Here is a 23,669-nt window from a genome sequence, read left to right as displayed (position 1 = left end):
GTGCCGGCGCGGTCGGCCTCGGGCGAACTCGTCGCGGCGGTGCGTGCGCGGGCGCTGGACCAGCGGAAACGCCGTTGCCGGCGGAAGCGGTGCGGCGGGCCGCGAACCTGGCCAGCGCGAATCTCGCCCGGAGGCCCGCCTTGGGGCGGCCGGAGTTCCGGGGCCAGGCCTCGACGGCAGCGTCCGGTTCGGGCGGAAAAACCGTTCGGCTGACGCCGCCGGCAAAGACAAGACTGTTCTTTCTCCGGATCGGCGCGCACCCTCGATGCCATCGTTCACCCGACAGCGGGGAGTTCTGGGGTGCCGGCTGAAAACCAGGTCGAGCGGGAGCTTGCCCGCGAACAGGAGTACGTCACCAGCCTGTACGGCAGGCTCGACGCGTTGCGCGAGGAGGCGGCACGGGGGCGCGAAAGCGCGGATCCGGAGGTCGCGGCGCGCTGGCGGGCGGAGTCGGCCCGGCTGGCGGCTGTCGAGGACGGGCTGTGTTTCGGGCGGCTGGAGATGCGCGACGGGAGCCGGAGGTACATCGGCCGCTTGGGGTTGTTCGAGGACGGCGTGGACGAGCCGCTGCTGCTCGATTGGCGGGCGCCGGCGGCGCAGCCGTTCTACACCGCGACCATGGCGGAGGCGCTCGGGGTCCGGAGGCGGCGGCGGATCACGACCCGGGGACGGGTGGTTGCCGCGCTGGACGACGAGTTGTTCGATCCCGGTGCGGCGGACCCCGGAGTCCTCGTCGGGGAGGCGGCGTTGCTAGCCGCGCTCACGGCGGACCGGACCGGGCGGATGGGCGACATCGTCACGACGCTGCAGGCCGAACAGGACCGGATCGTGCGCGACGGGTATGCGGGAGTGCTGGTGGTGCAGGGCGGGCCGGGGACCGGGAAGACCGCGGTGGCGCTGCATCGGCTGGCATATCTGATGTACACGCGGCCGCGGTTGCGCACGCGAGGGGTTCTGGTGATCGGGCCCAGCGACATTTTTCTCGACTACATCGGGCAGGTGCTGCCCGGGTTGGGCGAACAGGCGGTGGTGACGGCGACGGTTGCCGGGTTGCGGCCGGGGGTCGAGATCAGGCGGGTGGATCCGGTCGAGGCAACCGAGGGCAAGGGGCGGGCGGAGGCGGCTGGCCGGATCGCAGCGGCGGTTTGGGGGCGGGTGGAAGTTGCCGCGGGTACGGGACAAGCGCGGTCTGCGAGGGCAGGCGGGGATCGGGCGGGCACCGCCGGAGTTGTCGCGGGCGAGAGGCGGGCGGAGGCAGCCGAGCAGGCCACGGCGGCGATCCGGCCCGAGGCGGTCGAGGTGGTGTTCGAACAGCAGGTCCTGCGGCTAGAGCCAGCCGAGTGGCGGGGCGCGATCGAGTTCGCCGTCCGCAAAGGACTGCCCTATCAGCAGGCCCGGCTGGTGTTTCAGCAGCGCATGACAGAGCTTCTCGCACAGCAGTTGGCCGACCGCCTGGAGAACGTCGTCTTCACCGAGACCGGCGAGGCCCTCGACGGCGGCACTGCGGACGGGCGGCTCAGTGCGGCGGACCTGCGCGCGCTGGAGGCGGCGGGAGTGGTGCTCGGGCCGGAACAGGACGACGGGCCGCGGCGGTTGCTGGATGAGGCTGACGTGGCTGACCTGCGTAAAGCGTTGCTCGCCGACGTCGCGGTGGGCAGGGTGCTGGACGGGTTATGGCCGTCGCTGACTGCCGAGGCGGTCGTGGCCGAGGTGTTCGGCAGCACACCGTGGAGTGCGGCGGACATTCCGTTGCTGGACGAAGCGGCCGCGGTGCTCGGCGAGTCCGCCCCGGCGTTCGGGCATGTGGTGGTCGACGAGGCGCAGGAGTTGTCGGCGATGGCGTGGCGGATGGTGCTGCGCCGCTGTCCTGGCAAGTCGATGACTGTGGTCGGCGACCTCGCCCAGACCAGCGATCCGGCCGGAGCGGCGTCGTGGGAGGAGGTGTTGCGGCCGCACGTGGCGGATCGCTGGCGGGTGGCGGAGCTGAGCGTCAATTACCGGACGCCCGCGGAGATCATGGCGGTCGCGAGCGAGTTGTCGGCCGCACCGCATCCGCGGTCGGTGCGGAAGGCTGGGGAATCGCCGTGGCGGGTGCGGAGCACGGTTGCGGAGCTGGAGCGGATCGTCCGCGGGGTTGCGGAGGAGCACAACGGCGGGCAGTTCGCGGTCATCGCGCCGCCGGGGCGTCTCGCGTCGTTGCGGGAGGAAAGCGCGATCACGGTGCTGACGCCCGCGGAGGCCAAGGGGCTGGAATTCGATTCGGTGCTGATCGTCGATCCGGCCCGGATCCTCGAGGCTCCGCGGGGGCGCAACGACCTCTACGTCGCGATGACGCGCGCGACCCGGCGGTTGGGGATCGTCCATCTTGGACCGGCACCGGACGAGCTGGCCCAGGTGAAGGAGGTCAGGTTTCGAGGTCCGTGAGCGCACGGGCCAGTCGTTTGACCATGGACCGCCCGGCGTCGACCTGGAGGCGGGCGAATTCGTAGCCAAGGACGCCTTCGCCCGCGACGCCGATCTGGCCCCGGAGCGCTTGGGCCACGCCGGAGTTCAGTTCAGGCTCCGAGACCCAGGCGAGCTGGTCCAGCGTCCACGACTGCAACGGCTTTCCGGGGGCGGCCCGGACGATGCCCCCGACGGTGAACAGGGCTACGCGGTGCGAGGTGAGCGAGAAGACGAACCGGCCGGGCGTCGAGATCGGCACTTGAGGGGCTTCGGTCTGGCCGCGGCGCGCGGCGAGCGCCATCCCGGCCGCGCCCGCGAGCCCGGCGATGCCTGCCGCGCCGGCGACCATCGTCTTGCGCACGCCTCCGGTGCGGAACGCGACCAGTGCGTCCACGACGCGCTCCCCCGGCACGAACTCTCCGGCGAGACGGCTCTCGACCTTTTCCCGCAATGTCACGATCTGCGGCCTTCCTGGCTCGTCAATACGGTCCGCTGTCGATCACGACCTGGCGGTTTCCGGAGGTTATGCGCGCCGGTACGCCGATGGTGACGGGATTTTCTCCGACAGGCCCGTGCAGCGCGCCAGGGCGCCTTTTCGTTGCGGGAAAGCGAATCGGCGGACTGGCCTCGGCGAGGTCGGCGCGGACGAGGCCGATCCCGTCCGCCGGTTCGGCGGCGACGCCTCCCGGCCTTTTAAGGAACGATTGTTCTTGACTGATCGTTCCTCAAAAGGCTACCGTCGTCGCATGGGCAGGCAACGGGCGTTCGACGAGGACGAGGTGGTGCGCGCCGCCGCGAGGTTGTTCGGCGGGCGCGCATACGACGGGGTGTCGGTCGACGACCTCGTCACCCACCTCGGCGTGCACCGCAACAGCTTGTACAAGACGTTCGGCAGCAAACGCGGCCTCTACCTGATCGCCTTGCGCCGGCACGTCGCGGACGACGTCCAGCCCTTGGCCGAAGCGCTCGCCGCGGCGAAAGACGCCGATGCCGCGCTGCGCCTGGTCGCCTCGGCCGACCTCGGCTTGCTGCTGCTCGCCGCGGTCGAACGGGCACCGTCCGACGAGGAGGTCGCCACCGAGGTCTCCGCGGCGCTGGCCTCGCTCGACCAGGCGATCGGCGACGCGCTCGGCGTCTCCCCCGCCCTGGCCGAAGCCCTCGCCGCTGCCGCACTGGGACTCCGGCTGCGCGGCAACCCCGAAGAGGCGCGCACCGCGCTGACCCGACGGCTCGATCCGCTTGACTGACAAGGAAGAACACACATGGCACTGGTCCACATCGACGGCGACGATCTCGTTGTCGTGATCGAAGGTCTCGACAAGCTCTGGGCCTTCAAGAGCAGCCTGACCATCCCGCTGGCCAATGTCCGGGGCGCGACCGCGGACCCCGGAATGGCCGCCGAGCCCAAGGGGATTCGCGCGCCGGGCGCCCACGTGCCCGGCGTGATCACGGCGGGCACGTTCCATCTCGACGGGGAAAAGGTGTTCTGGGACGTCAAGGACGCGTCGAAGGCCGTCGTCATCGAGCTCGCCGACGAGCGTTACGCCCGCTTGGTGGTCCAGGTTGACGATCCCCGCGAGACTGTCGCGCTGATCGAGAAGGGCCTGCGCTGACAATGCTCCCCCACCTCGCCGCGGCCGTGCTGTCCTTGACCAGCGTCACCGCGGCTCCCTGCCTTGTGCCCGCCGCCGACCGCGAAATCGTCTTCACCGCCGAGGGCGCCTCGACCTACGGCACCCTGCACGTTCCCGCGCACCGCGCCGGGCAACGGCTGCCCGCGGCCCTGCTGCTGCCCGGAAGCGGCCCCACCGATCGCGACGGCAACCAGCCGCACGCGTCGCCGAACACCCTGACGCACGTCGCCGCCGCACTGGGCGAAGACCGGGTCGTCACGCTGCGGTTCGACAAGTACGGCACCGGCCGCACCGGGCTCGGCGCCTATCAGGACCACCCGGAGAGACTCGACTACCCGGCGTTCGTCCGTCAGGCGAGAGCCGCCTACGCGTCGTTGCGCGACCAGCCGGAGACAGACCGGCACGCGCTGACAGTCGTCGGGCACAGCGAGGGTGCGCTGACCGCCCTGCTGCTCGGCGCCGAAGTGCGGCCGCGCGGCCTGGCCCTGCTGCAACCCCAGGCGATCCGCCTGCTGGACCTGGTCGCGCTGCAACTGCATGCCCAGATCGCCGAGGCGGCCCGGCAAGGCCAGCTGACCCCGGAACAGCAGCGGGCGATCGACACGGCGATCGACGCCGCCGTCGCCGCCCTGCGCGAACACCGGCCGGTCGACGCCGCCGGACTGCCGCCCGCCGTCGCGCATCTCTTCGCCGGTTTTCAAGGACCGAACAGCCGATTCGTGGACAGCGACGACGCCGTGTACCCGCCGGACGCCGCCGCGGCGCTGCGGCCGGGGACCCGGGTGCTGCTGACCTGCGGCACGAACGACGCTCAAGTCCCCTGCGCGACAACGGATGCCCTGACTGCCGCACTGCGGCGCGCGCAGGCCGGCGGACCGGGCCGGGTGCGGCTTCCCGGGGTGGATCACCTGCTGCACGACGCCGGCCACCCGGACACTCCGGCCCCGGCGGTGCTCGACGCGCTGCACCGGTTCGCGGGACGTTGAGCCGACCGGCCGCGGCGGGCCGGCGTTCGACAGCGCCAGTCCTCGCGCTGGGTCAATGCCGAGAAATACGGCGATCACGGCGTGGTCGTGATCGAACCGGGCGAGCAGTTCCGCGGCGGCGGAGACGGCGTGGCGGGTGCGCGTGGAGACGAGCTTGGCCGAGCCCCGGTGTCGCTCCGGCAAGGTGGCGAATGAGGCGGGCGACGAGAGTCCGGGCCGCCGCCCAGCGCAGGAGCACCGGGGCGCCGGACGGTTCGGACGCCGCGCGCGGCATCGGCCGGAGCGGTCCGGAGCACCTGGGTACGGCCTAGCCCCAAGCGCGGAATCAGTTCTGCCGGGCGGCCTGGGCGCGTTCACGGGCTTCGAGGATTTCCGGGACGTGGCTTTCGGCCCATTCGCGGACGGCGCGCAACGGCACCAGCAGCGAGCGGCCGAGGTCGGTGAGCCCGTACTCGACGCGCGGCGGCTGTTCCGCGTACTCGACGCGGGCGAGCAGGCCGTCCTCCTCCATCGCGCGGAGCGTTTCAGTCAGCACCTTCGGGGTGACGCCCTGGATCCGGTCCACCAGCGCGGTGAAGCGCATCGGCCCGTCCTCCAGCGCGTTGACCACGAAGACCGTCCACCGCGCCCCGATCCGGTGCAGCACCACCCGGGACGGGCAACGGGCGGACATGACGTTGTAGCCCACGGCGATTCCTCCGGTTCCGGTTACGTTGAAGTACCTGGTTACTTTTCCATAGCCTACTTCGGCCACGGCGAACCGACGGAACGGAGAAGGACCATGGACAACCGGCTGGCCGGACAAACGGTGCTGGTGCTGGGCGGACGGCATCTGGGCACGGCGATCGCCGAGGCCGCGACCGCGGCGGGCGCGAAGGTGCACGTCGCGTCCCATCGGCCCGGCGGGCTGCGCATCGACCTGCGCGACGAGGCGACCATCGCGGCCGCGGCGGCCGAGCTCGGACCGGTCGATCACGTCGTCAACACAGCGGCGGCGCCCCACGCCGCGCCGATCCGCGAACTCGACCGGGACAAGACCGTCGACGCCTTCGCGGCCAAGGTCATCGGCCCCTTGCTGCTCGCGAAGCACTTCACGATCCGCCGGTCGCTGCTGCTGTTCTCCGGGCAGGTCGGCTGGCGTCCGGCCCGCGGAAGCGTGGTGACGGGCGTGACCAACGGAGCGGCCGCCTTCGCCGCGCGACATCTCGCCGCCGAACTCGCGCCGGTCCGGGTCAACGCGTTGTCGCCGGGGATCATCGACTCCGGTGTCTGGGACGGCAAGCCGGAGGTCCTCGCGAACGCCGCGAAGCGAACCCTCGTCGGCCGTGCCGGCGCCGTCGCCGACGTGACCGACACGGTGCTGTGGATGCTGCGAGCCGAGTTCCTGACCGGCGAAACCATCCATCTGGAAGGCGGCAGGCCCTGAAACCGGTGCCGGCAGGAGAAAACCCTGCCGGCACCGGCACGTCACCGATGCTGCGCGAACGGAGCCAACGGGTTCCAGAGCCCATCGCACCGGTGCTGACGCGGGATCTCAGTGGTGAGCTGGCTGTCCCCCGCCGCGTTGAGGGACATGACGACCGGGTTGCGCTCGGTGAAGGGATCCCACTGCGGAGTGCCGTCCACGGTGGGGTTCCCGGTGCGCGCGAAGCCGGTCCACTGCGCCACCAGCTGGTCGGAGAGCACCTTCTGGTTGGGGTTGAGCTGGACTCCCGGCGGCGGCGTCAGCAGCATCCCCTCGGAGACGTGGTAGGCGCCGTTCGGTTTGGCCGGATCGAGGAAGAACGCGGGCGGCACGTCGGTGTCGTCCATTTCGTAGGCGTAAACCGGAATATGCCGGGAGAGCCGCTCGTCGTTCAGCAGCGCGGGGCAGACCGAGTTGGAGTCGGCCACGACGGTCCGGTAGGCGAGGAACGGCGCCGGGTTCGGGAATCGCTTCAGCGGATAGCTTTCGCTGACTTCCTTCGCGTGTTCGCCGTATTGCTGCGCCACCATTTTCCGGTAGTCCTCCGGGGTCGAGGCGGACGGCAGCTGGACCTCGTCGCGAGCCACGCCGTGCATCAGCGCGACCTTGTTGACCCGCCCCTTGGCGAATGCCTCGCCCGGCGACATCGGCAGCGTGGTCCCGTTCACGATCGGCGCGATCGTGCCGCTGTCCGGTTTCATCCCGTTGCCCGCCTGCTTCAGCAGCGTCGCCACGGGCACCTTGCGCAAGCACGCCCCGGCGTCCGACTCGCATCCCAGCGCTTTGGCGAACCGCGCGCCTGCCTGCTGGGCCTGCTCCTCGTCGGGCAGATCAGCCTTGCAGTCCTGCGCCTGCCACTGGATGTCGTTGCCCAGCAACGAGTTGTACTCGCCGTTCTGGGAAATGCCGCGCTGGAACAATCCCGCCGCGGTCGGCGAAGCGGTGTGGTCGCAGACGCTGGAACCGCCCGCGGACGCCCCGTAGATCGTGACGTTGTGCGGGTCTCCGCCGAACTTCGCGATGTTGCGCTGCACCCAGCGCAGCGCGGCCTGCTGGTCCTGCAGCCCGTAGTCGCCCGCGTGCTCGCCGTACGCCGAGTGCGCCAGGAAGCCGAAAATCCCGAGCCGGTAGTTGACCTCGACGCTGATCACGTGGCCCTCGGTCACGAGCCTGCCGGCGTTCTGCGCTTGCAGTATCAGGAATCCGCCGCCGTGCAGTTGCACCATGACCGGAAGCTTCTTAGACCCGGGATTGGCGGGCACGCGGACGTTCAGGTTCAGGCAGTCCTCGGTCTCCGATCCCGGGCCGAGACCGGCCAGTTGCGGGCACGCGTTGCCGGGCGCGGTCGCGGCGAACGGCTTCGTCCACTTCGCGGGCCGCCGCGGCGGGGCCCAGCGCAGATCGCCGACCGGCGGCGCGCCGAACCGGATCCCTTCCCACGAACGGACGTCCGGACCGGCGATCCCGCACACCGGGCCGTCGTCGGTGGTCACCGTCGTGTCCGGCGAGCACGCCGGCGGCGGCGCGGCCGCGGCCCGGCCGCCTGCCATCGACGCCGAACCGGCCAGCGAGGTCGCCACCAGCGCGACCGCCGCCAGCGCGACGCCTGCCTTCCCGTCAAGTCTCATCCGTCCTCCTTCGCTCCCGCCTCGCCGGGAGAGCCGGACGGACAGGCGCGGGACACGACGAGCGGCATCCACGCACCGGCCAGGCGGCCTGCCGGCATGGGCTCGACATCACCGGTGGCCGTTTTCCCGGCCACCGCCACGAGAACGGCACGGACCGCGCGTTCCCGCCTGACTCCAGTCTGGACTCGGCGGGACAAGGCACAACCTCCGTTCGGTCGCGCGGGAACTGTCAAATTCCCGGGCAGAATGGTCTTTGTCAGGGATCCGGATTCGGCCCGCCGGACAGAAGGCGGCGGCGCGGCGCGGGACTGCCCGGCGAATGCGGTGAATTCTTCGCGGGATCGGGAACGGAATCCGCGGAAAAATGCGGACGGAACGCGACGGCCGCCGGTGTTCTGTCCGATTCGGGCCTCCGGTCCTTCGAGCTGCTCTCCTCCGGCCCTGCCGGACGGGAACGGCGCGTACCTACCGTGGGCAGCACCTCGAAGACAAAGCCCGACCAACCGGGGTGTGCCGTGTCCGCTCGCGTCGAATGGCGTCTGCTCTGCAGCTGCGTGTTCCTGCTGTGCGCACTCAGCCCGGCGCTGCCCGTGCGACTGTTCGCCTTGGTGCTGGCGCTCGCGGCCGGAGCGGTTTCCGTGTGCGCGATCCGTCCCGGCAGCCTTTTCCGCAAACCGCAGCTGCGGCGAAGGCTGCTCGCCGCCGCCGGTGCCGGATTGCTGGGCATGCTCCTCGGCTGGCTCCTGCACGCGGGCGGGCTGGTCGCGGCCGCGGCCGGTGTCCTGATCGTGGTGCTGGCGATCAGCTGGACCGCGCGGTTCTCCGGGCAGCGCAGAGCTCTCGCCCGAAGCGGGCCGGGGTCAGCAGGATTGCCCGCCCGGCAAGCACCGCAACGGGTGTTCGCGGTCGCGGTTCCACTTCAGCGCCGCGTCGAGCTGCCTGCCGGAAAGCCGGGCGTGGCGGGCGAGTTCGGGCAGCGACGCCCGCCGCGCGGCCCGGCTCGCCTGGCACAGCAGGCCGAACCACCACTGCTCGTCGACCCAGTCGCGCCGGGCCTTCTCGACTAGCAGGGCCATGTGCTCGTCGCCGCACGCGTAGACGAGCCGCTGGCCGTGGCCGGCGGAATCGGCGGGATCGACGCGCGAGGAATCCGGGACGAGCGCGGTCTGCAGTTTCCCCGGCGGGATCTGCTCGCCGCAGCGCTCGCACGTTCTCCTGCGCCGGGTATGGAAAACCGCTTCGGGGGACGTAAGCGACATCAGGCACTCCGGACGGTCGGCACGGGTTCCGTGTCGCAGATGTCAGAAAGCCGGGGGCCGGGGCACGCGGCATCTGCATTTGCCCGGAAGGCGTCCCTCCCGGGAAATCCCACAGTAACGGCGGCCCGGCGACCTTGCCAAGACGTCCTTCCGGGCAGTCCGCACGTCCCGCACCGCCGGGCGGTGCACGGAGCGGGGCCGTTACGGTCATTCCGGGTGGTTTTCCGGTCGCGGCGGGTGACGCCCGGCGCTCAGCTCGCGCCGCCGATCACCTGCTCCGGGCTCAGCGCGCTGCGCACGACCGCCTCGGCCACCTCGCTGAGCCGTGCGTTGTGCGCGCGGCTGTAGGCACGCAGCCGATCGAACGCTACGTCCATTTCCAGCCCGCCGGCATGGGCCAGCACGCCCTTCGCCTGTTCGATGACGACCCGGCTGTTCAGCGCGTGCTGCAACTGCTCGGTCAGCAGCTCCCCGCGCCGGATCGCGCGTTCCTGGAGGATCCCGATAGTCGCGATGTCCGCCAGCGCCCTAGCCACGCTCAGCGCGGACCCGCCCACCGGGCTCTGCCCCTGCCGCCCGAACAGGTTCAGCGTGCCGATCACCTGCCTGCGCAACCGCAGCGGAAGCGCTTGCACCGAGCGGAATCCCGCCGCGGCCGCCCGCTGCGCGAACAGCGGCCATTGCCCGGCAGCCGCGGCGATGTCCTCGATGTTCACCGATTCGCCGCTGCGGTAGGCGTCCAGGCACGGACCCTGCTCGGTCTGCAGCTGCAGCAGTTCCAGCATCCGGGTGCCCTCGTCCGACGACGCGACGACCTCCAGGCCGCCGCGCTGGTCGGCGAGCAGCAGCCCGGCAGCAGAGGCGCCGAGCAGTGTGACGCAGTATTTCGCGAGCCGGTGCAGCATGTCCGCCACGTCGTACTCGTCGACCAGCGTGTCGGCCATGTCCACGAACGCGCGCAACAGCTCGTTCTCGTTCGATGACCTGACCGCGCCGGCGAACCCGTCGCTCATCGGTCTCTCTCCCTCCCATTGGCGGGGTTCCTGCGTTCCGCCCGTGCGGAACCCGGCCGTCCGACAGCTTTCATGCCTCGATCTCCCTCGGGTGCAGCCGCCGGGCGACGAGGTCGCGCGCGACCTCGTCCAGCAGTCTCCCTCGGGCATACGCGTACGCCCGCAGCCGGGCAAGTGCCTGTTCGGCAGAAATCCCGAATTCCGCGATCACGATCCCGGTGGCCTGGTGCACCGCGGCCCGGTCCCGGACCAGCCTGCTGACCACGTTGTCGTCGGGCTCTTCTTCGACGCCCGCCGTCACCACGGTCAGCAACGCGCTGGCCACGAGGTCGGTCCCGTGCAGGATCGTCGCCAGCTCGTCCTCGGAAAGCCAGCCGGGCGCGCGCCGGTAGGTGTCCACCGAGCCGAGCTTGACCGCGCCGCGCCGCAGCGGAAACGCGAATATGCCGCCGATCCCGGCCATCCCGGCCTCGGTGGCGAACACCGGCCACGACGCGGGAAGGTTCCGCGACAGGTCCGGCGCCAGCACCGGCCGCCCGGTCTCGAACGCCTCGAAGGACGGGCCCTCGCCCAGGCTGAACTGCAGCGCGTCCAGCCGTTCGACCACCGGGTCGCTGGCCAGCACGAGGGTGCGCTGCGCACCCTCGACGACCAGCGAAACCGCGGCTCCGTCGACCGGCATCAGCCCGATGATCCCACGGCACAACGCCGCGAGCGGCACGGCGGTGTCGCGGCCCTCGCGCAGCGCGGCCAGCAATTGGGAAAGCAAGGGCGACACCGCCTCAGCGAAATCCCCGACACCCGTCACTGCCCGTCCCACCGCCTTCCCGAATCCGGAACCCAGCCGAGTTCCGCAGCAGCGTCGGACGGCTTTTCCACTTTACCCCGGCCCGGCCCGCCGCCGAAACCGCCTCGCCGGGCCGACCGGTTTCCCGCCGCGCCCGGCATCGTCCGCAATGGACAGTCGGGAAACTGGCCCTCCGCCAGGAATCCGGTGGTCCACAGAGGACTGCCAAGGGCTCCGGCCCGGCCGCGCGGAAACGGACGTCCGCCGGAGCGCCGGTGACCTCCGGCCCTAGCGCCGCCCGCGCACGGCGCCGCACGATCGGCCCGAGCGTCCGAACAGAAAGAAGCGGCTGGTACCCGCGACGGAATACGAAGGCGCGCAGAGGACTTCCGGCCCTTTTCCTCGCCCGGCCGGGCCTGCGACGGTGAACCCGGAACGGAGCTGACATGACCGAGACCCCGCAGCAGTGGACCCTGGCCGTCGCGTTCGACCGGACCGTGCACTACACCCGCGCCCGGGCCGTGCTGCGGACCGGCGACGGCGACGAATTCTCCGGCGTGGGCCTCGCGCACAGCGCGGCCGAGGGCCGCGGGCTCACGCACGTGGCCGGTTATCTCGCCGCAGGACGGGCGTTGTGCGACCTTTCGCAGGAATTGCTGGAGGCGGTCGTCATCGACGTCGACGCCGAAATGAACCAGCTCAGCGCGACGGTGCCCGCAACCCGGACCGCCGCGGACCATCATCCGGACGCGCTGCGGGCCTGAACTTCCCGCTGGGCACATTTTCGCGCCAGCCTGCCGTCCCCGGATCAGCTCAGCGGCGCCGACCAGTCCAGCCGCACCCCGCCGCCCGGGCGCGTCCCGAGCGTGAACTCGCCTCCCACCGACTCCGCTCGTTCCCGCAGATTCCCCAGCCCGCTGGGCGAAACCCCCTCGGGCAGCCCGGTCCCGTCGTCGGTCACCGAAATCCGCACCACCTCGTCCCGGACCGCGACGGAAACCGAAAGCGCCGACGCTCCGGCGTGCCGGACGGCGTTGCTGACCGCCTCCCGCACCACGGCTTCCACGTGCTCGGCCAGCTGGGCGGGCACCGCGTCGAGCGGACCCGCCATGCTGACCGCCGGATGCAGCGGCGCGTCGTCGGTCAGCTCCGCGATCGCGTCGTGCAACCGGTTCCGCAACCGCACCCCGCCCGCCGCGCCGCCGTGCAGATCGAAAATCGCCGTCCGGATCTCCCGCACGATCTCGTGCATCTGATCGATGCTCTCCTGCAACCGCCGCCGCAGCTCCGGCGTCTTCGCCCGCCGCTGCGTGCTCTGCATCGACAACCCCACCGCGAACAACCGCTGGATCACGTGATCGTGCAGATCCCGCGCGATCCGGTCCCGATCCGACAACACGTCCCGCTCCCGCGCCGCCCGCTGCTGCGCCGCCAGCTGCAACGCCAGCGCCGCCTGATCCGCGAACGACGCCAGCACCGGCAACTGCGCCGTCTCGAACAACGCCGACCCCGGATCCCGCACCGCGATCAACACCCCCGACGTGTGATCACCCGCCCGCAACGGCACCACCAGCGCCGGACCGCAGCTGCGGTCCTCGGACAAGATCAGCTCGGCGACACGGCGCGGAGTCCGGTCCCGGAACACCGCACCCGGCACCGTCCCCTCCACCGGCATCCGCAACCCCGTCAGATCGCCGGCATCGCCGCCCGCGCACACGGTCACGGTCAGCTCGACCGGATCGCTGTCCCAGTCCTCGCCCGCATCAAGCGCACCCGTGCCCGGCAACGCGAGCATCGTCACATCCGACCCCGTCAACTCCAGCGCCCGGCCCGCGATCAGCTCCAGCGCGTCCACCGGATCCGTCCCGCCCAGCAGCTCCGTGGTCACCTCGCTGGTCGCGCCCAGCCACCGCTGCCGCAACCGGGTCTGCTCGTACAGGTGCGCGTTCTCGATCGCGATCCCCGCCGCCGCCGCCAGCGCCTGCACGATCACCTCGTCGTCGTCGGTGAACTCCGCCCCGTCCTTCTTCTCGGTGAGGTACAGGTTCCCGAACACCTCGTCGCGGACCCGCACCGGAACCCCGAGGAACGAATGCATCGGCGGATGGTTCGCCGGAAAACCCACCGACGCCGGATGCGCCGAAATCTCCTCCAGCCGCAACGGCTTCGCGTCGTCGATCACCAGCCCCAGCAGCCCGTGGCCCTCCGGAAGATGCCCTATCCGCTGCCGGGTCTCGGCGTCGATGCCCAAGTACACGAACTCGGCCAGCGCGCCGTCGTCGCCCAGCACCCCCAGCGCACCGTAGTGGGCCTCGCCGAGCTCGACCGCGGCTTGCACGATCCGCCGCAACGTCGCGTCCAGCTCCAGTCCCGACGCGACCGCGAGCACCGCCTCGAGGAGGCCGTCCATTTTGTCCCGGGTGCCGATCAGCAACTCGATCCGCTCCTGCAGATCACGCAACGTCTCCCGCAACCGCAGCTGCGACAGGGTCCCCGACAGCTTCCGGGTGGTTTCCGGCATCAGACCTGCTTTCAGCGCTCGATGTCCTCAGACAGATGACTTTCGCCCCTGTGCGCCTCCGCCCGGCGGACGCATGCTGAAGCGACTATTCACGACACAGTGTCCCGCGTTTCGCGGTCCGGGGGAGAAGGATGACCCTTCAGGTGGCGCCGTCCGGCCTGCTCAGCGCCGAACAGGTGGCGTCGGTGCTGCTCAGCGCCACCCTCGCGCCGTCGACGCACAACACCCAGCCCTGGCTGTTCAGCAGCGGCCCGACGGGCATCGAGGTGCACGCGGACGCCGACCGCACCCTGCCTGTCGCCGACCCTGACCGGCGCGAACTGCTGCTCTCCTGCGGAGCCGCGCTGTTCAACCTGCGCACCGCGATCCACGCGACCGGCGTCCACCCGGCGACCAGCTACTTCCCCCGCCGCGGCAACCCCGACCTGCTCGCCCTCGTGCGCCCGCGAGCCGCCGCCGCGACCGACCGGAAGCTCGCGTCCCTGGCCGACGCGATCCCGCTGCGGCACACCAACCGCACGCCGTTCACCGCCGAACCCGTTCCCTCCGGGGCGCTGGGCGCCCTGCGGCACGCGGCCGAGGTCGAGCATGCCTGGCTGCCCCGGCTCGACGCGGACCAGCTCGCCGGCCTCAAGGAGCTGATCCGCGAAAGCCACCGGCTGCAGATCGAGGACCCGGCCTTCCGGTCCGAATGGCAGCGCTGGACCGGACGCGGGCGCAACCGGCGCGACGGCGTGCCGTTCGCCGCCGGTGGAGCCGTCACCGCGGACGACACCTGGGTCCTGCGCGACTACGGCGGCGGTTCGCGCGCACTGGGAGCCGCGCCGCTGGTCGTCGTGGTCGGGACGTTCGCCGACCTGGCGATCGACCGGCTCCGCGCCGGACAGGCCATGCAACGGGTGCTGCTCACCGCGACCGCCCGCGGGATCGACGCCTCCTTCATCTCCCAGCCGGTCGAGGTGCCCGCCATCCGCGCCCGGCTCCGGGACCTGCTCGGCGGGGGGCTCTGGCCGCAGATCGTGCTCCGCCTCGGGTACGGAGCCCCCGTTCCGCGAACTCCGCGCCGGGCACTGGAAGACGTCCTCGTCACTCCGTCCCCGCTCAGCGTCTAGGCGCCCGGCCGATGCGGACGGCCCCGCAACTCCGTCGCCAGCACCGCCGCCTGCGTGCGCCGCTCCATGCCGAGCTTCGTCAGCAACCGCGAAACATAGTTTTTCACCGTTTTCTCCGCGAGGAACATCCGCTCGGAGATCTGCCGGTTCGTCAGCCCCTCGCCGATCAGCCCCAGCAGCGTGCGTTCCTGATCGGACAGCTGTGCGAGCGGGCCCCGCTGTTTTTCCGCGCTGTCGCGCAGTTTCGCCATCAGCGCGGCCGCCGCGTGCGCGTCCAGCAGCGACTTGCCCGCGCCGACGTCCCGGACCGCCGAGATCAGGTCGAGGCCCTTGATGTCCTTGATCACGTAGCCGGCGGCGCCGGCCAGCACCGCGTCGAGCATCGCCTGTTCGTCGGTGTAGGAGGTGAGCATCAGGCATTTCAGGTCCGGCGAGACCGACCGCAGCTCGCGGGCCAGTTCGATGCCGTTGCCGTCGGGCAGCCGCACGTCGAGCACCGCTACGTCCGGCCGCAGCGCCGGGATCCGGGCCAGCGCCTGCGAAACGTCGGCCGCTTGGCCGACCACGGCGATCTCCGGGTCCTCCTCCAGCAGGTCGGCGACCCCGCGCCGGACCACCTCGTGATCGTCCACCAGGAAAACCCGCAGCATCGGTCCTTCTCCCACGTCGGGCTCGTTCGTGCGTCGAGAGTACGGCGCGCCGCCCCGCTCCGGCGGTGCCGAAAGTCCTCAATCACCGGTCGGCGACCGGGTTTTCACCGGCACGGACCAGCTCAGCCGCGACCCGCCCGCCACAGTCAGCGTCCCGCCGCGGCGGCTCGCCTGCTCCGCCAGCGCGGCAAGGCCGGGCGCGGCGGACACGGCGACGTCGCCCGCGCCCTCGTACCGGACGGTCACCGTCGTCTGCTCCGGTTCCGCCTGGATCTCGACCTCCACCGCTTCGGCCGAGGTGTGCCGGGCGATCAGCTCGAGCGCGTCGGAGAGCAGCGGCACCACGACGTCCGAGTGCACCGGATCGAGTTTCCCGGTCAGCTGCGTGGACACCGCGAGGCCCCATTCCTCTCGCGCCCGCGCCAGCACCCGCAGCACCTGGTCGCGGATCGGCTCCGGAGCGGGCGGCAGGACGTCGTCGAGCCGGAAAACGGTCTGCTGCACGTGGTTGATCACGTCGTCGAGGTCGGCGATCGTCTCGCGCAGCCGGGTCGCGACCACCGCCGATTTGGCGAGCCCGGCCGTGGTCTGCAGCGACAGCGCGGCGGCGTAGAGCCGGTTCAGGATCTCGCTGTGCAGCCGCGCGGCGATCCGGTCGCGTTCGTCGTGCAGCGCGGCGTCCTCGCGTTCGGCCCGCGCCTGCGCCAGTTCGAGCGCCACCGCCGCCTGGTCGGCGAACCAGGCCGCGATCTCCAGGTCGTCGGAGGTGAACGCCGGGCGGCCGGCCAGCCGGGACACGGTCAGCACCCCGGCCACCGCCCCGTTCCCGGCCAGCGGCATCAGCATCACCGAATCGAGATTCAAGGTCAGCACGGACGGCACGGACAGCCGAGACAGCTCGTCCGGCCACGACCCGATCCTCGGCTCGCCGCGGGCGAACACCGTGCCGGCCACAGTGGACTCGGTGAGCAGTTCCCGCCCGGCCAGCTGTTCCGCGCCCGCCCCGATCGCGCGTTCGACGCGAAGGTAGCCCTCCCGCTCCGACGGGCGGGTCACCGAAACCAGGTCCGCGGACGCGAGCGCCCGCGCGTAGTCCACGACGCGGCCCAGCGGATCGCCGAGATCCGCCGACAGCAGTTCCCGGGTCACCGCCGCGGACGCGCGCAGCCATTCCTGCTGGTTCCGGGCGGTCTCGTACAGCCGCGCGTTCTCGATCGCGCTGCCCGCCGCTGCGGCGAGCGCGAGCGCCAGCTGTTCGTCCTCCTCGGTGAACCGGCCCTGTTCGGCGTCGGCGAGGTAGAGGTCGCCGAACACCTCGCCGCGCACCCGGACCGGGACGCCGAGGAAGCTGGTCATCGGCGGGTGCCCCTCGGGGAACCCGGTCGACCGGGGGTCGTCCTGCAGCCGGTCCAGCCGCACCGGGCGCGGGTCCTCGACGACCGCGCCGAGCAGGCCCTTGCCTTCGGGCAGCCTGCCGATCCGCGCGACCGCCTCGGGGTCCATCCCGGTGTGCACGAACTCGGTCAGCCGCCCGTCCGGCCCGATCACGCCCAGCGCCGCGTACCGCGCCCCGACCAGTTCGCACGCGGACTCCACGAGCCGGCGCAGCAGCGCGGGCAGTGCGAGGCTGCCGGTGATGGACTGGGTCGCGCGCAGCAGCCCGCGCAGCCTGCCCTGCGTGCTGATGACCTCCTGAGCGCGTTCCACCAGTTCGCCGAGAAGCTGGTCCAGTTCCATCCTCGGCTGATCGGGGAACGTCAGCCCCTCGTCTTCGGGTGTGTCCCGCTGGTTCACCCCGGCTCCTGCCCGTCCGGGCCCCGCGTCCCGTCCGCGGCGCGCCACTGGGAATTCAGTCTTGCGGCTCGTGCGAGCGGCCGTCAAGCGCGCGAAAAGGGCGCCGCCGCGTTTTTCGGCGTTGAACGGGAAAATGGGCGTGCCGGACGCTCTCGCCGCGGGGGAATCGCGCGGGAAAGCGTCTCCTCCGGACCCGGTCCGTCCGTCGCTTTTCCCTTGGCTTCCCACGGAAGCGGGCGATCAGGCGGTGAGCCGCAAGGCGGAACGGAGTGAGCGGCCCGCCCGCGCGGGACGCGGCGAAGATCAGCGGAATGGTTCTTCCGGAGGAAATATCGATCATCGGAAGGGCCCCGGCGGAATTGCCGGTTGCTCCATTCGGGCATTCCCCGGAATCCCGCGTTTTGTTGCCATTTCGCCAGATATCCGCGGGAAGGGTCAGCGCCGTGCCTCCGGGCGCACCACCAGGACCGGGCACGCGGAGTGGTGGATCAGCGCCTGGCTGGTCGACCCCAGCAGCATCCCGGCGAACCCGCCCCGGCCGCGGGTGCCGACGACCATCAGCTGCGCCCGCTCCGACTCGTCGAGCAGCACCTGCCGCGGCCGGTCGCGCACGAGCTTTCGGCGCACCTCGACGTCGGGGTACTTCTCCTGCCAGCCGTCGAGCCGCTGCGCGAGCAGCCGTTCCTCGACCGGCTGGCGCTGCGTTTCCCGCTCCGGCACCGGGCGCGCGGTGCGCTCGATCGCGTCGCACACGACGTCCGCCCAGGCGTGCACCGCGACGAGCGGGACCTGCCGGAAGCTGGCCTCCTCGAACGCCGCCGCGATCGCCGCCTCGCTGTTCGGGCTGGTGTCGACGCCGACCGCCACCGGCCCGTCGAGCGGGACCGGCCCGTCGCCGCCGCGTCCGCGGACCACCACGACCGGGCAGCCCGCGTTGCTCACGACCGCCGCGACCGCCGCCCCCGCCAGCATGCCGGCGAACCCGTCGGTCCCGGTGCGGCCGAGCACGACCATCCGGGCGTCGCGGGACCGGTCGATCAGCAGGTCGGGCGCGGAGTCGGAGTACACCTCGCCCCGGACCGGGGACGCGTCGCCGAACGGAGCCGCCAGGTCCTCCCCGAGCGGGGCGCGCCGTCCGCCGTCGGCGGGCGCGTCCTCGAACAGCGGCCCCGGCCCGGCGAATCCGGCGGGCACCGCGGTCTGCAGGCAGTGCACGAGCTCCAGTTCGAGATCGCGGCCCGCGGCGAGCCGGGCGGCCCACCGGACCGCTTCGGCGGCGCCGTCCCATCCGCCGATCCCGACGAGCACCGTGCGGTTCCGGCCGGTCATCTGCCCGGCCCCTCGCCCGCCGGGTCCGCCGCGACCACGCCGGGCACCGCGAGCGCCAGCAGCGTCGCGACGTCGCGGTCGGCTTCCTCGTCGTACCGGTCGGTGATGCGCACGATCCCTTCGTGCACCTCGACTTTCCAGCGTCCGGTCCCGCCGTAGACCTCGAGCCGGTGCCGCACGTCCGCGGCGATCGCGGTGTCGGCGCGGGCGAGCACGCGGACCACGTCGCCGCGCGTCACGATGCCGACCACCCGGCGGCCCTGGACGACGATCGGCATCGCCTGGCTCTTCGAGTCCACCAGCTCGCGGCACACGTCGGCGAGGTCGGCTCCGGGCGGCATCCCGGCGGCGGGCGAGGTCATCACCGCACCGACAGTCGTCTCGATCGCGCCGGGGCGACACGGCCGCCGGTCCCGGCCCCGCGCGGGAGTCCGGCCGCGCCCGAGCTCGGCCTCGGTGACGATGCCGACCAGCCGGCCCTCGTCGTCGACCACCGGCAGCGCGGGGAAGCCGCGTTCGGCGAGGATCCCGGCAGCCTCGTCGGCGGAGGTCCACGGACGCACCGTCTCCGCAGGCGAGGACATCAGATCGCGTGCGCGCATCAGACCCGTCCTTTCCCTGGCACTGGCTCGAAAATAGGCGACGGGAAACGGCAGGCACGCCGGTCCGGAGTCACCGGCGCGAAGGACCAACGTCCTCAGTGCCGCGGCGCGAGCGGTTCCCGCGGCGGCGCGCTCGTCCGTTCGGCGCAGGGGCCTTGCGCTGCGCCTCGGTGAGGACGAGCGCGTCCGGGCCGGGGAAGATCGTCGAGACGTAGCCGCCGAGGAACCAGCGGACGGTGAACGGCGGGCCGCCGTCCGGGGTCCCGACCGCGACGATGCGGCCGTACCGGTCCGGGGCCTCCGCCCGGCCGCTCTTCACGACCAGCCAGTCGCCGGGTTGTGCGCACATCGCTCCTCCTCGGTCCGATCGCCGGCGCGGGAAAGTTCCACCGCGGCAACGCTTCGCGCGGTCAGGGCACTCGCCGCGGGCTTCCTCACCGGAACGCCCCGCGCACGACCGCCACCGGGCACGCCGCGTGCGCGAGCAGCCGGTTCCCGGTCGACCCGAGCAGCTCGCCCGAGACCTGCTCCTGTCCGCGAGTGCCGATCACGACCAGCTGCGCCCCTTCGACCGCCATCAGCGCCCGCCCGGCGGAACGCTCCCGCACCGCCCGGACCCGCACCGGGACCTCCGGGTACTTGTCCGCCCAGGCGGCGATGCACTCGCGCAGCGCACGGTCCTCCTCCTCGGCCCGCTCCGGCCGGTCGGACCGCCAGGCGCGCACCGCGATCAGCGGCACCCGCCGGTTCGCCGCGGCCGCGAAGGCGAATTCCCCGGCGCGCTCGTCCCCCGCCACCCCGACCACGACCGCCCCGCCCGCCGCCGCGCGCCCGCGCACGACGACCACCGGGCAGTGCGCCCCCGCCGCCACCCGCAAGGCGACCGATCCGATCGCCGCCCCGCGCAGCCCGCCGAGCCCGTGCGAACCCAGCACCACCAGCGACACCGACCGCGACCGCTCGACGAGGAGCTCGACCGCGAGCCCCGCCCGCACGACCGGCAGGGTCGCCACCCCTGGCGCGGCCTCCTCGGCGACCTGCGCCGCCCGGCTCAGCCACCGATGCGCGCGAGCGAACCGTTCCCGCGCCCGCCGGTCCGCGGTCCCGGCCTGGAACAGCTGCAGCCGGCAGCCGCGGTGCAGCGCTTCGGCGGCCGCCCAGCGGACCGCCGCCAGCGAGGCCTCCGACTCGTCGACCCCGACGAGCACCGCGCGGTCAGGCTTCTTCCCGGGCACCCCGCCTCCCCTTCCCGCCGCCGGTTCCGGCAGCCGGGTCCACCGTGGCCTGCCCGCGGGTACTCCGTCAGGGCCCGAAGTCCTCTCCCGGAGGGACGAAAGCGCCTCCCCCGGCCTCTCCCGCCCCTCCGCCTCTCCTCCCGCGGGTGCGCGGCCGAGGCGGCGGGGCTTCCGGGCCGGGAACGGGAAGCGGCCACCGTCCGAAAAGGACAGCGGCCGCTCTTCCCGTCGCGCGACGGGGAATCGGGGGTCACCCGAGCACTCTGCCCGCGGCCGGTTCGTCGGCCAGGACGATCCGGGCGTCCACTCCCACCCGCAAATGCTCTTGCACCGCCACCACGCCGTCCACCCGGCCGACGAGGGCCAGCATCACCGGGATCACCGGGACCATGCTGTCCCGCTCGACCGTCCCGGTCAGCGACACGACGCCGTCGCGCACCGCGATGTCCAGCGATGCCGGGTCGAGGCACAGTTCTCGGTCGAGGACCTCGTCACGCACCTCGTCGCGGATCTCGCTGTCCGGACGCAGGAACACGCGCCCGAGGTCGCCGTACGAGACGATGCCCGCCAACGCGCCGTCGGCGCCCAGCACGGGAAGGCGGCGCACCCGGCCCGCGTCCATCAGCCGGACCGCGCGCACGACGTCGTCGTCCACGCCGACGGTCACCGGCGGCGTGCTCATCGCCTCGGCCACTTTCCCGGTCTTGTGCCGTCTCCCGAAGCAGCGGCCGGAGCGCCGCCGCGACAGGTCGCCGCGCGTGACGAAGCCGAGGACCCTGCCGTCCTCGCCGACGACCGGCGCGCCGCTCACCTCCCGCCGCTCCAGCACGGCGACGGCGGCTTCGGCCGACATCCCCGGTTCGACCGTCGCGACGTCGGCGGTCATCACCGCGCGGACCTGCCGGCTTCTCTTCATCTCGGGCTCCTCACAGCAAGGGACCGGGGCGAGCGGCGCCCACGTCCGGCAGCGGCCCGCGTTCTTCGGCCGAACGGGCCGGGACGATCACCACCGGGCAGCGCGCCTGCCGCAGGCAGTACTCCGAAACCGAGCCGACGAGCATCCGCAGCACCCGGCTGTGCCCGTGGCTGCCCAGCACCGGCATCGCCGCGTCCGCCGACGCGCGGACCAGCGCCGGGCCGGGCGCTCCGGCCACGGCGCCGGTCCGCACCCGGGCCGGATCCGCGCCGGGACATGCCCTGGCGACCGAGCCGTCCAGCTCGTGCCGGTACCGGGACGCGATCTCCTCGTACGAACGGGCGAGCGCCGACTCGAGATCCGCGAGCGGGTCGAACGTCCAGGCGCGCAGCACCGCCACGCTCCGGCCGCTCGCCGCCGCCTCGGCCAGCGCCCAGCGGACTGCCGCCTCGCTGCCCGCCGAGCCGTCGGCGCCCACGACGATTTCCCGTTCGCCGGTCGTGCTCATGGCCGCCTCCTCGCCTCCGCCCGAACGTCCGCGGTGGATCGCCGAAGGTCCTACTCGACCTCGATCTTGATCTGTTTCTCGTGCGGCTGCCCGGCCAGCGGCATCGAGATCTCGAGGATGCCGTCGACGTAGCGCGCGGTCACCTCGCCCGTCACCGCCCCGGCGGGCAGATGGACCGTGCGGCTGAACTTGCCGTAGGAGAATTCGCTGCGGCCGTCGACGTGCCTGCGCTCCGCACGGTCGGCCTCGACGGTCAGCAGGCCGTCGTGCGTGGTCACGGAGATGTGCTTCTCCGGGTCGAAACCCGGCAGTTCGGCGCGGACGGTGTAGGTCCCGCCTTCGGTGGACTCCTCGATGCGCACCGGGTTGTGGTCGCCGAACGGCCACGGCCGGTCGAGCCAGGCGGCGATGTTCGGCAGCGCCATCCGGGAACCGGGCAACAGTGACGTCATTGCGCACTCCTTTCTCGGGAACGGTGTCGCCCTTTCAGGAAACCGCGCCCGCGGGCAGTCGCGACGCTGCCGGACTGCCCGAAGCCGAAGGCCGAAAGTCACCGAACGGGCGGACCGCGCACCGGGACCCCACCGTCCACAGAGGACTTTTCAGCGGGCGACCGCGACCGGGCACGCCGCGTGCGCGAGCAGCCAATACCCCGTCGAGCCGAGCAAACCGCCCGCCAGCGGACCCCGCGCCCGAGCCCCCGCGACGATCAGCTGCGCCCCGGCGGAGATCCCGGACAGCGCCCGCGCCGCCGAGCGCACCCGCACGACATGCATGCGCACCGGCACGACCGGATGCTTGCGAGACCACGCGGCCACCTGCTCGCGCAGCCCGCTTTCCCGGCCGGGGCGGCCGTCGTGCCACGCGTGGACCGCCTCGATTCCGGCTCCGCGCGAAACCGCGGCGTCGAAGGCGAAAGCGAGTGCGCGTTCGCCGCCGTCGGAGTCGTCGAGGCCGACCACCACCGGTCCGTCCACGGCCGCGCTGCCGCGGATCACCACCACCGGACAGCGCGCGGACGCCGCCGCGCGCAATGCCACCGATCCGATGGCTCCTCCGCGCGCTCCGCCGAGCCCGTGCGCGCCGAGCACGAGCAGCCCGGCTTCGTCGGACAGCGCGGCCAGCAATTCGGCCGCCGTCCCGAGCCGGACGCACATCCGCACCGGAACCGCGGGCGCGGCCTGGCGGGAGGTTTCCGCCGCCTGCCGCAACAGCCGGCGCGCGGGCTCCATCAGCAGTTCGGCGTCGCCGGGCGGCTTGCCGTGCGGCAGCAGGTCCGGGTCGTCGCACAATTCGGCGTGGAACACCACGAGACCGGTGCCGCGCCGCCCGGCCTCGACCGCCGCCCAGCGAACCGCCGCGAGCGCCGCCGTCGACCCGTCGACGCCGACCACCACCGGCCGGCTCACCGCCATGGCTCCCGGTTCTCCCTCTCCCGTCCTCGCCGGCAGATCGCGGCACCGTGCGTGCCGCGTCCGGCGGGCGGCCGGCGGGCAGCCCCTGGCGACGGGGCCCTCCGCTCCTCCTCCATCACATGCCTCCTCCGTCCGGTACCTCTTCGTCTCGCGGCCGACGCTAGGCCGCCGCGCGCCGGAGACACTGCGGGCGGACGTCCGCGGCGCAGGAGACTTTGGTCCCGGCCCGGAAGGCGCTGCGGCCCTTCGCGCGGGTTCAGCGCGCAGGCGGCGGCTCCGGGTGCTGGCACGGCCTGCGCCGAACAGGCGAGAGTTCAGCGAAAGCGCTTGTCCCGGAAGGGAATTCCTCCCCTTCGCTCCGCCGCTCGAC

The 23,669-nt window shown here is 72.4% G+C and carries 24 protein-coding genes; 8 read left to right on the top strand and 16 right to left on the bottom strand.

Going from position 1 to position 23,669, the window contains the following annotated elements; genetic code table 11:
- The first annotated feature begins 300 nt into the window (after positions 1-300).
- Entirely contained in the window at positions 301-2,424 is a 2,124-nt protein-coding gene (locus L3Q65_RS08315) for an ATP-binding domain-containing protein (RefSeq protein WP_182894985.1), read from the top strand.
- On the opposite strand, the gene L3Q65_RS08310 is transcribed toward L3Q65_RS08315, so the two are convergent.
- The gene (locus tag L3Q65_RS08310) at positions 2,405-2,902 is read right to left on the bottom strand and encodes a hypothetical protein (protein WP_182894984.1); all 498 of its coding nucleotides are present in this window, start codon (positions 2,900-2,902) and stop codon (positions 2,405-2,407) included. The two genes, L3Q65_RS08315 and L3Q65_RS08310, sit on opposite strands and share 20 nt — an antisense overlap.
- A gap of 289 nt (positions 2,903-3,191) precedes the next feature.
- Between L3Q65_RS08310 and L3Q65_RS08305 the strand changes: the two genes are divergently transcribed.
- Genes L3Q65_RS08305 through L3Q65_RS08295 form a run of 3 tightly spaced genes read left to right on the top strand, consistent with a single transcriptional unit; the run spans position 3,192 to position 5,065 of the window.
- Entirely contained in the window at positions 3,192-3,692 is a 501-nt protein-coding gene (locus tag L3Q65_RS08305) for a TetR/AcrR family transcriptional regulator (protein WP_182894983.1), read from the top strand.
- A 15-nt stretch (positions 3,693-3,707) separates the two neighbouring features.
- Entirely contained in the window at positions 3,708-4,058 is a 351-nt protein-coding gene (locus L3Q65_RS08300; RefSeq protein ID WP_182894982.1) for a hypothetical protein, read from the top strand.
- Between the two features lie 2 nt (positions 4,059-4,060).
- Complete coding sequence (locus tag L3Q65_RS08295) at positions 4,061-5,065, top strand: S9 family peptidase (protein ID WP_182894981.1); 1,005 nt, start codon at positions 4,061-4,063, stop codon at positions 5,063-5,065.
- Positions 5,066-5,390: 325 nt separating this feature from the next.
- Here L3Q65_RS08295 and L3Q65_RS08290 read toward each other — a convergent pair whose 3' ends face one another.
- Positions 5,391-5,753 carry a winged helix-turn-helix transcriptional regulator gene (locus L3Q65_RS08290; RefSeq protein WP_370648177.1) on the bottom strand — a complete coding sequence of 121 codons (363 nt, stop codon included), beginning with the start codon at positions 5,751-5,753 and terminating at the stop codon, positions 5,391-5,393.
- 93 nt (positions 5,754-5,846) lie between these two features.
- On the opposite strand from L3Q65_RS08290, the gene L3Q65_RS08285 reads away from it, so the two are divergent.
- Positions 5,847-6,491: an SDR family oxidoreductase gene (locus L3Q65_RS08285; protein ID WP_182894980.1), complete on the top strand. Its 645-nt coding sequence runs from the start codon at positions 5,847-5,849 to the stop codon at positions 6,489-6,491.
- Between the two features lie 41 nt (positions 6,492-6,532).
- Here L3Q65_RS08285 and L3Q65_RS08280 read toward each other — a convergent pair whose 3' ends face one another.
- Entirely contained in the window at positions 6,533-8,158 is a 1,626-nt protein-coding gene (locus L3Q65_RS08280; protein ID WP_182894979.1) for a carboxylesterase/lipase family protein, read from the bottom strand.
- 515 nt (positions 8,159-8,673) lie between these two features.
- Here L3Q65_RS08280 and L3Q65_RS08275 point away from each other — a divergent pair.
- On the top strand, positions 8,674-9,225 hold the full coding sequence (locus tag L3Q65_RS08275) for a hypothetical protein (RefSeq protein ID WP_237599255.1): 552 nt from the start codon (positions 8,674-8,676) through the stop codon (positions 9,223-9,225).
- A 443-nt stretch (positions 9,226-9,668) separates the two neighbouring features.
- On the opposite strand, the gene L3Q65_RS08270 is transcribed toward L3Q65_RS08275, so the two are convergent.
- Positions 9,669-10,430 carry a GAF and ANTAR domain-containing protein gene (locus tag L3Q65_RS08270; RefSeq protein ID WP_237599254.1) on the bottom strand — a complete coding sequence of 254 codons (762 nt, stop codon included), beginning with the start codon at positions 10,428-10,430 and terminating at the stop codon, positions 9,669-9,671.
- A 70-nt stretch (positions 10,431-10,500) separates the two neighbouring features.
- A complete protein-coding gene (locus L3Q65_RS08265) occupies positions 10,501-11,238 on the bottom strand; it encodes a GAF and ANTAR domain-containing protein (protein ID WP_237599253.1) in 738 nt (245 codons plus the stop codon).
- A 425-nt stretch (positions 11,239-11,663) separates the two neighbouring features.
- On the opposite strand from L3Q65_RS08265, the gene L3Q65_RS08260 reads away from it, so the two are divergent.
- Positions 11,664-11,981, top strand: coding sequence for a dsRBD fold-containing protein (locus L3Q65_RS08260; protein WP_237599252.1), 318 nt, complete (start codon positions 11,664-11,666; stop codon positions 11,979-11,981).
- A 44-nt stretch (positions 11,982-12,025) separates the two neighbouring features.
- Here the strand turns inward: L3Q65_RS08260 and L3Q65_RS08255 are convergent, their stop codons facing one another.
- Complete coding sequence (locus tag L3Q65_RS08255; protein WP_237599251.1) at positions 12,026-13,738, bottom strand: GAF domain-containing protein; 1,713 nt, start codon at positions 13,736-13,738, stop codon at positions 12,026-12,028.
- A gap of 131 nt (positions 13,739-13,869) precedes the next feature.
- Between L3Q65_RS08255 and L3Q65_RS08250 the strand changes: the two genes are divergently transcribed.
- On the top strand, positions 13,870-14,850 hold the full coding sequence (locus tag L3Q65_RS08250) for a nitroreductase family protein (RefSeq protein ID WP_237599250.1): 981 nt from the start codon (positions 13,870-13,872) through the stop codon (positions 14,848-14,850).
- Here the strand turns inward: L3Q65_RS08250 and L3Q65_RS08245 are convergent.
- From L3Q65_RS08245 to L3Q65_RS08200, 10 genes are all read right to left on the bottom strand, one after another.
- Positions 14,847-15,500: a response regulator transcription factor gene (locus L3Q65_RS08245; protein WP_182892097.1), complete on the bottom strand. Its 654-nt coding sequence runs from the start codon at positions 15,498-15,500 to the stop codon at positions 14,847-14,849. The genes L3Q65_RS08250 and L3Q65_RS08245 overlap by 4 nt on opposite strands.
- A gap of 78 nt (positions 15,501-15,578) precedes the next feature.
- Positions 15,579-17,294 (bottom strand): GAF domain-containing protein, encoded by a 1,716-nt coding sequence (locus L3Q65_RS08240; protein WP_237599249.1) that lies wholly within the window; start codon positions 17,292-17,294, stop codon positions 15,579-15,581.
- Between the two features lie 435 nt (positions 17,295-17,729).
- Positions 17,730-18,623 carry a universal stress protein gene (locus L3Q65_RS08235; RefSeq protein ID WP_182891570.1) on the bottom strand — a complete coding sequence of 298 codons (894 nt, stop codon included), beginning with the start codon at positions 18,621-18,623 and terminating at the stop codon, positions 17,730-17,732.
- Positions 18,620-19,225 carry a CBS domain-containing protein gene (locus tag L3Q65_RS08230; RefSeq protein WP_182891571.1) on the bottom strand — a complete coding sequence of 202 codons (606 nt, stop codon included), beginning with the start codon at positions 19,223-19,225 and terminating at the stop codon, positions 18,620-18,622. The genes L3Q65_RS08235 and L3Q65_RS08230 overlap by 4 nt, the downstream gene beginning before the upstream one ends.
- Before the next feature lie 70 nt (positions 19,226-19,295).
- Positions 19,296-19,574: a DUF1918 domain-containing protein gene (locus L3Q65_RS08225; RefSeq protein ID WP_182891572.1), complete on the bottom strand. Its 279-nt coding sequence runs from the start codon at positions 19,572-19,574 to the stop codon at positions 19,296-19,298.
- 85 nt (positions 19,575-19,659) lie between these two features.
- On the bottom strand, positions 19,660-20,460 hold the full coding sequence (locus L3Q65_RS08220) for a universal stress protein (RefSeq protein WP_237599248.1): 801 nt from the start codon (positions 20,458-20,460) through the stop codon (positions 19,660-19,662).
- Positions 20,461-20,710: 250 nt separating this feature from the next.
- The gene (locus L3Q65_RS08215; RefSeq protein ID WP_237599247.1) at positions 20,711-21,376 is read right to left on the bottom strand and encodes a CBS domain-containing protein; all 666 of its coding nucleotides are present in this window, start codon (positions 21,374-21,376) and stop codon (positions 20,711-20,713) included.
- Positions 21,377-21,386: 10 nt separating this feature from the next.
- The gene (locus L3Q65_RS08210; protein ID WP_237599246.1) at positions 21,387-21,884 is read right to left on the bottom strand and encodes a universal stress protein; all 498 of its coding nucleotides are present in this window, start codon (positions 21,882-21,884) and stop codon (positions 21,387-21,389) included.
- A gap of 50 nt (positions 21,885-21,934) precedes the next feature.
- Positions 21,935-22,336, bottom strand: coding sequence for an Hsp20/alpha crystallin family protein (locus L3Q65_RS08205; RefSeq protein WP_182891576.1), 402 nt, complete (start codon positions 22,334-22,336; stop codon positions 21,935-21,937).
- Positions 22,337-22,486: 150 nt separating this feature from the next.
- Positions 22,487-23,299 (bottom strand): universal stress protein, encoded by an 813-nt coding sequence (locus L3Q65_RS08200; protein ID WP_182891577.1) that lies wholly within the window; start codon positions 23,297-23,299, stop codon positions 22,487-22,489.
- Positions 23,300-23,669 lie beyond the last annotated feature (370 nt).

The organism is Amycolatopsis sp. FU40, assembly GCF_021903635.1.
In the GTDB taxonomy this organism is placed as follows: Bacteria; Actinomycetota; Actinomycetes; order Mycobacteriales; family Pseudonocardiaceae; genus Amycolatopsis; species Amycolatopsis dendrobii.
This window is presented reverse-complemented; position numbering and strand designations above follow the sequence as displayed.

Coding starts and splice junctions, on each gene's coding strand:
- L3Q65_RS08235 (WP_182891570.1), bottom strand. CDS start 18,623: ATGACCGGCCGGAACCGCACGGTGCTCGTCGGGATCGGCGGATGGGAC.
- L3Q65_RS08280 (WP_182894979.1), bottom strand. CDS start 8,158: ATGAGACTTGACGGGAAGGCAGGCGTCGCGCTGGCGGCGGTCGCGCTG.
- L3Q65_RS08200 (WP_182891577.1), bottom strand. CDS start 23,299: ATGGCGGTGAGCCGGCCGGTGGTGGTCGGCGTCGACGGGTCGACGGCG.
- L3Q65_RS08295 (WP_182894981.1), top strand. CDS start 4,061: ATGCTCCCCCACCTCGCCGCGGCCGTGCTGTCCTTGACCAGCGTCACC.
- L3Q65_RS08305 (WP_182894983.1), top strand. CDS start 3,192: ATGGGCAGGCAACGGGCGTTCGACGAGGACGAGGTGGTGCGCGCCGCC.
- L3Q65_RS08210 (WP_237599246.1), bottom strand. CDS start 21,884: ATGAGCACGACCGGCGAACGGGAAATCGTCGTGGGCGCCGACGGCTCG.
- L3Q65_RS08205 (WP_182891576.1), bottom strand. CDS start 22,336: ATGACGTCACTGTTGCCCGGTTCCCGGATGGCGCTGCCGAACATCGCC.
- L3Q65_RS08230 (WP_182891571.1), bottom strand. CDS start 19,225: ATGCGCGCACGCGATCTGATGTCCTCGCCTGCGGAGACGGTGCGTCCG.
- L3Q65_RS08300 (WP_182894982.1), top strand. CDS start 3,708: ATGGCACTGGTCCACATCGACGGCGACGATCTCGTTGTCGTGATCGAA.
- L3Q65_RS08215 (WP_237599247.1), bottom strand. CDS start 21,376: ATGAAGAGAAGCCGGCAGGTCCGCGCGGTGATGACCGCCGACGTCGCG.
- L3Q65_RS08225 (WP_182891572.1), bottom strand. CDS start 19,574: ATGTGCGCACAACCCGGCGACTGGCTGGTCGTGAAGAGCGGCCGGGCG.
- L3Q65_RS08270 (WP_237599254.1), bottom strand. CDS start 10,430: ATGAGCGACGGGTTCGCCGGCGCGGTCAGGTCATCGAACGAGAACGAG.
- L3Q65_RS08255 (WP_237599251.1), bottom strand. CDS start 13,738: ATGCCGGAAACCACCCGGAAGCTGTCGGGGACCCTGTCGCAGCTGCGG.
- L3Q65_RS08260 (WP_237599252.1), top strand. CDS start 11,664: ATGACCGAGACCCCGCAGCAGTGGACCCTGGCCGTCGCGTTCGACCGG.
- L3Q65_RS08250 (WP_237599250.1), top strand. CDS start 13,870: ATGACCCTTCAGGTGGCGCCGTCCGGCCTGCTCAGCGCCGAACAGGTG.
- L3Q65_RS08285 (WP_182894980.1), top strand. CDS start 5,847: ATGGACAACCGGCTGGCCGGACAAACGGTGCTGGTGCTGGGCGGACGG.
- L3Q65_RS08245 (WP_182892097.1), bottom strand. CDS start 15,500: ATGCTGCGGGTTTTCCTGGTGGACGATCACGAGGTGGTCCGGCGCGGG.